A 7,068-nucleotide genomic window follows, 5' to 3' on the forward strand; every position below is an offset into this window, starting at 1 on the left:
CCTACGGCCTCCAGGAAGCCAGGCCCCGGGCGCAGGAAAGGAAAAACAAGGATAATAATCGTAATTTTAAAAAGTGTTACCCAGGTGGGTTGACTTCTGTTACCCAGGTCTTTGGTACACAAGTATCTAATCATCGACGAATACAAGGGCAGAGCCATCGCTGAAAGAAAGGGCGTAAAATTTGTAGGACTATCAGGTGTATTGATTGCTTCAAAGGTGAATGGTCACATCGAAGCTATAAAGCCACTAGTAGATAAAATACAAAGCAACGGCTTTCGCTTGAACAGTAGTCTTATTGACAAAGTCTTGACTGCTCTGGGAGAAAAATAAAATGCCGCTAACATTGCGCCATCGTCAAGCCTGCGGTGAGACTTTTAAGTGTCGAAGGTGCTTTAACAGCTAGGAAAGAAAATTGCTGATCCGCAAGTTGATCGGTAAAGCCGGCCTGCGGTGGCGCCCCCGTTAGCTGCAACTAAACTATACTCCGACAACCACTATCTTGCTTAAAAATTTGGAACATGGACTTCGAAATGATGTGTGAAACCTTAGCCCGAAAAGTATTTCAGTGTGGTCGATATGACGATCCATTAGGTGGGAGGTTGGTAAATACAGACAGCTGGATTGATATACACGATGATGAATTCTCGGAATCTTGTAGGTGCAAAGCATGGGCAATCCTAGCTAGATTACAAAGCGGATATTTGGATAGCGTCACCGGTCGGGAAGAACTATACGATCAAGCCTCAGATTTGGAAGAAAAGATTTTGAATGCGAAATCTAATAGGGTCATACTAGACGCGATGATCGAAATAAACACAATTGTAGATAAACTGAATCTAAAAGAATCACCATATTTACGTTATACCCCTACTAATGACAATATAAGTTGATAATCTAAAATCAAAAATTCGTACTGGATTAGTTTTAGTTTGTCAATATGATGTACAAGTTTGAAAATCGCCAGGCAGGTAAAAATAAAGCGATAATATACGAGTGGGTAGGTTACGCGTTATTAATTATAGGGTTGATTGTTTTCGTGATTTTTGGTGGAAAAACTTTATATGAAGGCTTTAATCCACTAAATAAAACGGACTTAGATTTCTCAAGTAAGTACGGAGATTTTATAGGTGGGACTATAGGAACATTATTTGCATTTGCCGGGACAATATTTATAATCATTACGTTTAAAGAGCAAATACAGGAAAACAAAAGAAAACAATTCGAAGAAATCTTCTACGAAATTATTCGAATTCACCGCGAGAATGTATCTCAATTTGAATATACTAAATTTGAAGGCACAAAAAATCATTTGTATCAAAACAGGCTGGTAATAAAAGTTATACTTTCAGAGTTTGAGGATGCGTATAGAGAGGTTTCAAAATATTTAAAATACGTAGATGTAGTAAGGTACTTTAATGACGATTATAGATTAGCGCTCGAAGCCATAAAAGACGATAAAAATATTAGGGCGAGTATAAAAGAGCTATTCATAGTTGATATGTGCTACTTAATTACTTATTTTGGAGTTGGGGAAGAAGGTTCGAAAGTAATCAAAGGAAGGTACAAATCACATGTGAAAGCCGAATTCATAAATAAATTATTGTTTTACATAAAATTCAAGCCGAAAGAATCGAATTTAGCTCGCTTTAAGATTTGGAAGAAAATTGAGGAGATTAAAGCAAAGGATCTACACAATCTTATCTGTGATGTGTATGAAAAGACAAAAGGAAGAAAAGAGCTCGAAAATTATTTTGCGCAATCATTGTTTGACAGTTGGAACGCTCGACCAAAATATAGTAAATATTACGGTGGACATCAACACCGCCTAGGTCATTATTATAGACATTTATACCAAGCTTTTAAAATTCTGAATGACACACCTTTAATTCAAGAAGAAATTAAATATGACTACGGAAAGTTGCTCAGGGCACAACTGTCCACTTATGAGCAAGTTTTGCTTTTTGTAAATAGCGTGTCTAGCTTAGGATTTAAATGGGAGTATACTAAGGACAGCAACTCATATAATGATTTAATAACTAATTATCAATTGATAAAAAATGTACCAGGCGAAAGGCTACAGAGTTTACAGTATAAATCATTTTACCCAAAAGTAAAATATGAGTTTGACGAAATAAAAGTAATGCAGCTAACAAAGCCTACTCGTACAGCCGCCGGTTAGATTTGTCACTGCGTTAATGGTTTTGAAGTTATACTTTTGGTCATCCTCCACCCGGAACATTTTTGGTAAAGGCGGCCGTCGTGTAGGCAACCGTTGGGCGTCATGCCGGCATTAAAGCCGGCACGAAACAAATACGATTAGTATCAATAGTGTGGGCGGTTATAAGAGCGTAATAGTATCTACGAGTTCATTGTTGTTCAGGTCGAGAATAGCCCCAATCCGATGATTACCTGTAATACGGTAGTTGACGAGGTGGTTACTATTATAAGATGAAGAATAGTTGTTTATTTACCGTGGTGGTTGTATTGTGCAGCATCTTTATTGGGTGTCCAGTCATGTTTAAACAAGCATTTGGTTCCATACGAGATACAATAACAATCAATCAGCAAATCGGCGGCGAGTTGGTATGCGATTACGAGTACAATGCTGACTTAGCGTCTTGGTTCTATGATGTAACTTATACATATGTACCAAATCGCAAACCGTCAGTTCATATTGGGACAGGTGAGTATTATGGGAAAGAATGGATGCAGGATGAACAACTAGTGAAAATAGGTAGCTGGCTAGTGTTAAGTACAGGTGGTGGCCTCCAAGGAGAGAAGTTGCTGGTAGGCACGCCAAGGATGGAAAAATGGCACGAAACTATAGTGAGTCAGGAAGAGATACACGGGGATAGTCTATGGCAAGCTGCAAACATTAGAGCTTTTACTGGCTGGTTACCCTACGAAGTATATTTTAGGTCTATGGTTCAAGATTGTCTTGAGGTCAAGTATGTATACCGAACCGGTGACCAAGTCGGTGATGTAGACAGTACATATTTACTATATAGCCTCGATAGTATACTGGGCGAATACGAGATGATTGGAGTTGGAAGTCAACCAGCATTGACAGAGTCGAAATAGCATTCCTCCCGCACTACTGAGCTACCGCGCAGAAACAGTAGCCAGCTGGCCGACAGCGGATGGAAACAGCAGCCGTCCCACACTTATGAGCCGCCGCGTAGAAACAGTAGCTAAGCACTCGATGGAAGCGTTAAACGGGTTTATCAAATCACTCGTGCAGAGCGAGCGAAGCGTGAGGGTTCAATTTGTTAGGTGGCTGATGCCAGTGTACGAAGCAAACAGAGGTATAACTCTAATGCCGATGAACTTGCACTCTGCAATTGTCGAGCCGACGCTCAATGACTGGCCGGAAGAGCCAGGAACGAGTATCGATGATTTGTTGTGGCTCGGTAGAGATATGAGTATGGGACTCGCCGTGCAGAAGCAACCTTGCAACGAGAAGGCTATTGCTCGCTACTTCAGCCGAATTACCTGCCGCATCAGGATGAATCAACACGAGACAGATAACTATGCCTACGATGGTGACCCAGGGCAAGACAAAAATCTTTTAGGTCACCTGAAAGACGTTTGCGCCCAATCCATCAGAAAGCTCGACTACGAAAAGGAAATTGCACTGCTCACAGAGATTGCGGAGGAATGGGTTCAACGCAGGAAACAGAGAAATAATAATGCAGGGAACACCGGCTACACGCCCATGCCGGCTGATCGCCAGGCGCGACGCGCGTAGCCCAACGCTAGATACTACAAAGAAAAAGCTATGCGGCACGAAGATCTCCCCGAACGGTGGAAGCAGCGGTTGGTCGAACATGCACTAAAGGAGAGCGGAGGAAGGTGGCGATCACTGAGTGTGTCAAGTTTTAGCTCAAACACGGCCGCAGTGCAGCGATTCGAAGACGGATCGACAGCTAAGAGCCTGTTTGGACATTCGCCACCGGCTGAGTCGTCCTAGGATAGCTTTACGGTCAATGTACTCTAATGCACTGTTTTGAGTAAGGAGAAGACAAGAGTTAAGCAGACGAAGCCACGCGGCACCTACCCGCCCTCCCTCAAGCGCGAGCTCGCCGTCCGCTACCTCGCCGGGGAGTTCTCCTACGCCGTAGCCGCCGAGGACTTCGGCCTCCCGAGCGCGGAAACCGCCAAGGAGTTCGTGCGGTGGTACAAGCGCCTCGTAGCCAGCGAGGACGCCGACTGAGCGGATGGGCGTCAGTAGAAAGACCATCAATACTGTCGAAAATGGTGTCTTCGCTCCCTCTGTTACTGTCGCTTTGAAATTCGCCTACGCACTTGAAGCGACAGTCGAGCAGCTATTTGAACTGAAAAACGCGCCGAACGATTAGGTCATTTATCGGCTCGGAAGCTGCACGCCGGCTTTGGTGGGCCGGCGCTCCGAAATGGGACAGTCGACTTCCGGCCTAAAATGCGCCAATGCGAAATAAGTCCATATTGAAGCCTTTGAACTGCTAGTCCGCCTATTGTAGCGTCAATGTGATCATGGTCACTCCGTGGCATCCAGAATGACCTTGACTGTCTCCTCTGGCTGATCCCACATCGGGAAGTGTCCGCTGTGCTCAAACCAATGCATCCTTGCTTTGGGGAAGGCTGCCATCGCGCGGTCCGCCTGTTGCGGTAAACACAGCCGATCCTTGCGGCCCCAGCCGATAACGACCGGTGCAGATGTGTTCGCAGGACCCTCCTGCATTGCGCCTTTGGCGAGATCCTTCACGAGCGAACCTACGGTACGCGTGTCCGCCAATGATTTTAGTTCGCGCGCGACGAATGCGGGATCGAGCGCACGTGGCCTTGCGGAGAGCTGGGCCATAAGGGCGGTCCGGCCTACAACATTTCCGGTGATCGCAGGAAGCGCCGGTCGCAGCGCGCGAACTAAGGCAAGCGATGCCGTTATGGTGGCGTTGAAGAAGGTACGCTCCCACCCCTGCCAAAAGCCACCCGGATCTAGCGCGACGACCGCACCGGCACGGCCGCGCCTAGCCATCTCCAGCACCAGGCGAGCGCCCAGAGAGCTGCCGACCATATCGACCCCTGTGAGGTTCTCCGCTTTAAGCCAATCGTCCAGGCTACGCGCCAGCCCGTCAAACGTGCCGCTATCGGCCTCTTCGGGTGACTGCCCGTGGGCTGGTAGGTCTAGGGCGATTACATCTCTGGCCTCAGCAAGCGCGGGCGAGATTGTGTCCCACGAGCGGCAGGTTGCCCCCAGCCCGTGGACAAGGAGGAGGGGTTTTCCGCGCCCTGCGCGCGTGTGGAATATGGTCATGTGAACGAAACGCCTTGCAACGGCTTAAGTTGAATTCGGCCTGCCTCCGTCTGTTTTGCCGAGTGAATCGCCAAGAACGGACAGTGGGGGTTGTGGTCGAGGGGGGTGTGGCCGAGGCCCTGCCCGGCGACCCGGTCGCGCTCAAGCGCCTCGTCGCCGAGGCCCGCGCCGAGGCGTTCGCCCTGCGGACGCTCGTACGGGTCGTCGAGGAGGACACCGGGATTGACGCGCTAAGAAAGCCCGTCGCCAGGCGGCCAACGAAGTGAAGCGCGCCCACCCGGACATCGGACTGGGTCGCATCTGCGGTTGGCTCGGCTACACCCGGCAGGCGTACTACGCACAGTATAATACCTCGGGTTTTCAGACCACACAGCCAAGTTAGTTAGTTGAAAGTTAGGCGGCGTTTCGGTACCGCTGAATAGGTTTTACTCGGCCGATTCCCTGGTGATCCCGGTGGTGGTAGCGATGCAGCCATTCCTCGATTCCTTGGTACAGCTGCCGGCCGTCGTCGGCCGGGTTCAGGAAGATATGCTGGTACTTGATGGTGCGCCAGAAGCGCTCGATGTAGATGTTGTCCAGGGCTCTTCCCTTGCCGTCCATGCTGATGGCGATGCCCTGTTCTCGTAGATAACTGACGTACTCCGAACAGGTAAACTGGCAACCCTGGTCGCCGCAGTTCAGGATTTCTGGAGCACCGTGTTCAGCAATGGCTTGGCGGACCACCCCCAGGCTGGCTTCGGCCGCCAGGGTGTTGGCTAAGCCCCAGCCTACGATGTAGCGCGAGTACACGTCGATGATTGCCGTGAGGTACATAAAGCCGCGCTGCATGGGGACATAGGTGATGTCGATGGCCCAGACCTGCCCCGGTCGGTTAATCTCCAGCTCACGCAGCAGGTAAGGGTGAACGTACTTCGCCCGCCCCAGCACAGTCAGGTGCCGACGCGGGTAAATGGCTCGGATACAGGCTTTGCGCATCAACCTCCGGACCCGCTCATAACCCGCGTAGTGTCCCTTATCTCTAAGCATTGATTGCATCGTTAGTACACCTGCGGTAGGTTCATCCAGGATGTGGGCGTCCATCAGCCGCATCATGGCGAGGTTCTGCTCGCTCTCGCCTTTGGACTCATAATAGACGCTGCCCCGGCTAACCGAAAGCAAATCACACTGCCGGCGGATAGACAGGGAAGCCTGAGTTTCCACCCCGGCACGCCTTACTTCAGGTGATCCCATCTGGCTAAGTTTTTTTTAGAAAGTCGCGCTCCATCTGCAGCTGACCAATCTTGGCGTAAAGCTGCTGCAGTTCGGCTTCGCTGGCCGCTACCTCATCGGGTCCAGTAGTCGACCTGCCCTTGCCGGTCTCGAAAACCTGCTCGGAGCCGGCGATAAACTCCTGTTTCCACTGACTGATTTGGTTGGGATGCAGCTCAAATTTCTCCGCCAGCTCGGCCAACGTCTGTCTCTCTTTCAAGGCTTCAATCGCCACTTTTGCCTTGAAGGCGGCGGTAAATTTTCTTCTCGATCGCTTCATGTTACAAGTTAAGTTTTCAACTTAGCTCGTGGTCCAATTTTGTTGAGGTATTATAGCGGAAACGGCAGTGGAAATGCAATTGTACCAATCCAAAGTGGAGAAAGAAATTCGCTCAACACCGCGCCCAACTCCATTAAGCTAAGCAACTAAGCGCCATACCGGAGCCTCCATCAGGGCTACTCTTCGGCCGCTATTGCGGCGAGCCAGGTTGGAAAGTAACTTTAGGGTATAGTGTCCCCGTCCGGCC

At 48.9% G+C, this 7,068-nt stretch carries 11 protein-coding genes; 8 read left to right on the forward strand and 3 right to left on the reverse strand.

Going from position 1 to position 7,068, the window contains the following annotated elements; translation table 11 throughout:
• Positions 1-201: 201 nt before the first annotated feature.
• From NMA52_RS19310 to NMA52_RS19315, 7 genes are all read left to right on the forward strand, one after another.
• Positions 202-330 (forward strand): DUF3368 domain-containing protein, encoded by a 129-nt coding sequence (locus tag NMA52_RS19310; RefSeq protein ID WP_371930993.1) that lies wholly within the window; start codon positions 202-204, stop codon positions 328-330.
• Between the two features lie 188 nt (positions 331-518).
• On the forward strand, positions 519-890 hold the full coding sequence (locus NMA52_RS18520) for a hypothetical protein (protein ID WP_254829205.1): 372 nt from the start codon (positions 519-521) through the stop codon (positions 888-890).
• A 47-nt stretch (positions 891-937) separates the two neighbouring features.
• The gene (locus tag NMA52_RS18525) at positions 938-2,179 is read left to right on the forward strand and encodes a putative phage abortive infection protein (protein ID WP_254829206.1); all 1,242 of its coding nucleotides are present in this window, start codon (positions 938-940) and stop codon (positions 2,177-2,179) included.
• Between the two features lie 269 nt (positions 2,180-2,448).
• Positions 2,449-3,081, forward strand: coding sequence for a hypothetical protein (locus NMA52_RS18530; RefSeq protein ID WP_254829207.1), 633 nt, complete (start codon positions 2,449-2,451; stop codon positions 3,079-3,081).
• A 241-nt stretch (positions 3,082-3,322) separates the two neighbouring features.
• Positions 3,323-3,748 (forward strand): hypothetical protein, encoded by a 426-nt coding sequence (locus tag NMA52_RS18535; protein ID WP_254829208.1) that lies wholly within the window; start codon positions 3,323-3,325, stop codon positions 3,746-3,748.
• Between the two features lie 258 nt (positions 3,749-4,006).
• On the forward strand, positions 4,007-4,213 hold the full coding sequence (locus tag NMA52_RS18540; RefSeq protein ID WP_104421877.1) for a hypothetical protein: 207 nt from the start codon (positions 4,007-4,009) through the stop codon (positions 4,211-4,213).
• A 4-nt stretch (positions 4,214-4,217) separates the two neighbouring features.
• Positions 4,218-4,358, forward strand: coding sequence for a helix-turn-helix domain-containing protein (locus NMA52_RS19315; protein WP_116108724.1), 141 nt, complete (start codon positions 4,218-4,220; stop codon positions 4,356-4,358).
• Between the two features lie 158 nt (positions 4,359-4,516).
• Here the strand turns inward: NMA52_RS19315 and NMA52_RS18545 are convergent, their stop codons facing one another.
• Positions 4,517-5,293 carry an alpha/beta fold hydrolase gene (locus NMA52_RS18545; protein WP_254829209.1) on the reverse strand — a complete coding sequence of 259 codons (777 nt, stop codon included), beginning with the start codon at positions 5,291-5,293 and terminating at the stop codon, positions 4,517-4,519.
• Between the two features lie 62 nt (positions 5,294-5,355).
• Between NMA52_RS18545 and NMA52_RS18550 the strand changes: the two genes are divergently transcribed.
• Positions 5,356-5,559, forward strand: coding sequence for a hypothetical protein (locus NMA52_RS18550; protein WP_254829210.1), 204 nt, complete (start codon positions 5,356-5,358; stop codon positions 5,557-5,559).
• A gap of 127 nt (positions 5,560-5,686) precedes the next feature.
• On the opposite strand, the gene NMA52_RS18555 is transcribed toward NMA52_RS18550, so the two are convergent.
• Both NMA52_RS18555 and NMA52_RS18560 read right to left on the reverse strand, forming a co-directional pair.
• Positions 5,687-6,523: an IS3 family transposase gene (locus tag NMA52_RS18555; RefSeq protein ID WP_254829211.1), complete on the reverse strand. Its 837-nt coding sequence runs from the start codon at positions 6,521-6,523 to the stop codon at positions 5,687-5,689.
• Between the two features lie 4 nt (positions 6,524-6,527).
• On the reverse strand, positions 6,528-6,821 hold the full coding sequence (locus NMA52_RS18560) for a transposase (protein ID WP_104421873.1): 294 nt from the start codon (positions 6,819-6,821) through the stop codon (positions 6,528-6,530).
• Between the last annotated feature and the right edge of the window lie 247 nt (positions 6,822-7,068).

This window comes from Lewinella sp. JB7 (genome assembly GCF_024297185.1).
In the GTDB taxonomy this organism is placed as follows: Bacteria; Bacteroidota; Bacteroidia; order Chitinophagales; family Saprospiraceae; genus Neolewinella.

Excerpts from the sequence above, each read along its gene's own strand:
- NMA52_RS18520 (WP_254829205.1), top strand. The coding sequence starts at position 519 with ATGGACTTCGAAATGATGTGTGAAACCTTAGCCCGAAAAGTATTTCAG.
- NMA52_RS18525 (WP_254829206.1), top strand. The coding sequence starts at position 938 with ATGATGTACAAGTTTGAAAATCGCCAGGCAGGTAAAAATAAAGCGATA.
- NMA52_RS18530 (WP_254829207.1), top strand. The coding sequence starts at position 2,449 with ATGAAGAATAGTTGTTTATTTACCGTGGTGGTTGTATTGTGCAGCATC.
- NMA52_RS18535 (WP_254829208.1), top strand. The coding sequence starts at position 3,323 with ATGAACTTGCACTCTGCAATTGTCGAGCCGACGCTCAATGACTGGCCG.
- NMA52_RS19315 (WP_116108724.1), top strand. The coding sequence starts at position 4,218 with ATGGGCGTCAGTAGAAAGACCATCAATACTGTCGAAAATGGTGTCTTC.
- NMA52_RS18545 (WP_254829209.1), bottom strand. The coding sequence starts at position 5,293 with ATGACCATATTCCACACGCGCGCAGGGCGCGGAAAACCCCTCCTCCTT.
- NMA52_RS18555 (WP_254829211.1), bottom strand. The coding sequence starts at position 6,523 with ATGGGATCACCTGAAGTAAGGCGTGCCGGGGTGGAAACTCAGGCTTCC.
- NMA52_RS18560 (WP_104421873.1), bottom strand. The coding sequence starts at position 6,821 with ATGAAGCGATCGAGAAGAAAATTTACCGCCGCCTTCAAGGCAAAAGTG.